This window comes from Psychrosphaera sp. 1_MG-2023 (assembly GCF_030548245.1).
GTDB lineage: Bacteria > Pseudomonadota > Gammaproteobacteria > Enterobacterales > Alteromonadaceae > Psychrosphaera > Psychrosphaera algicola.
In genome coordinates this window covers 1-1278 of the sequence record NZ_JAUORW010000050.1, presented here as the reverse complement: position 1 = coordinate 1278, position 1278 = coordinate 1, and the positions used below count along the sequence as shown (strand labels likewise).

Below are 1278 nucleotides of genomic sequence, written 5' to 3'. Positions count from 1 at the left end.
TAGAACACAACTGAGGGTTTATCCAGTATTACTTTGAGGGTGAAGTATCTTCCCCGAGCTTGCGAGGCAGGTCCAACGCCTCACTAAGAAGCAAAACTGTTTGTTGGGCCGGTTGTTGCGTCGTTTGCAAGAACTGGTACAACTCTGTTTTGTCTTTCTTTAGTGACTTGTTAGCTGGCAACCTTCAGAGTGTGCAATTTACTGCTGCCACTGTAAGTTACCGACTAATCCAAGCCAAAACAGAATTCCATTGTGAGACAATTTTTAATTAATAATTCATGGTTCAACTTTCTCAGAAAAACCTCAATTTTTCAAAACATAAAATGTGAGTAGCCAAACTACCACACTACTTAAATACTTTACGAAACGTTATCGGGATTTGGTGCAAACTAGGAAGTGATGAAATATTGCTTTGATTTGAGCAGAACACATTCCTTGTTTAAATAAAAACCCTAACCCTTCCTTTGACTTGCTAACGCCGCATTAAGCGGACAAAAATAGTGGGTTAAAATGTGTAGCGAAGCGAAACGTAACCCACTGTTTTTGTTCCGTTTAAATGCCTTGTTATAAGCAGTTTACCACTACTCATTAAAAATTCTTTCAACTTCATCACGAATAGGCCTAAAAAAATATTTGTTACCTAATAAGACCAAACATTCATTAGTTGGATCTATTAATTTAAAAATTTTACCGATAGCCTCATCAGCTAAACTATGATCACCTAAAATAGGCGATGGAAAAAAATACCCCGCATCATGAGACAATACATAAATATCTAATTTTTCATCGAAATGCTCCCAAGCATTTCGGATATCCCTATCAGAAATTGGTGAGTCGTCTGTTACTCCATATTGGTTTCTCAGTAATTCACCACGACTTTGCCTCATATCCATTTGCTCTTTCGCAATCTTCTTTTTGCCCATAGATGTAGGCCAGAAATAGCGGGACAATGCTGCTGCATGTCCAATTGCTTCCTGAACAGAGCTTATTAACTCTTCAGCATCTGCATTCTTACTCAATAGATAATCATAAACTCTAAAAGCATTTAAACAGCGATCTGCAGAATACTTTATAGATAAAGAGTAAAAAACTTTGTGCATTGGTTGGATTCCGCCACACGTTTCATTTGTAATTTTGGCTCGTCTTTCTAACTCTTCATTATCCATTTACGGAAACCTATGCGATTGCTTATAACGCCTCGTTAAGAGGCTAAAAATAGTTTGCTAAAATAAGCGACGAAGGAGCAAAAGCAAACTGTTTTTTGTCCTTTTGAATGAC

Annotated in this window: 1 protein-coding gene; it reads right to left on the bottom strand. The window is 37.3% G+C overall.

What is annotated here, in order from left to right; translation table 11 throughout:
- Window positions 1–581: 581 nt before the first annotated feature.
- A complete protein-coding gene (locus Q4575_RS19655) occupies window positions 582–1166 on the bottom strand; it encodes a hypothetical protein (protein ID WP_303523936.1) in 585 nt (194 codons plus the stop codon).
- Window positions 1167–1278: the final 112 nt, after the last annotated feature.

Coding starts and splice junctions, on each gene's coding strand:
- Q4575_RS19655 (WP_303523936.1), bottom strand. CDS start 1,166: ATGGATAATGAAGAGTTAGAAAGACGAGCCAAAATTACAAATGAAACG.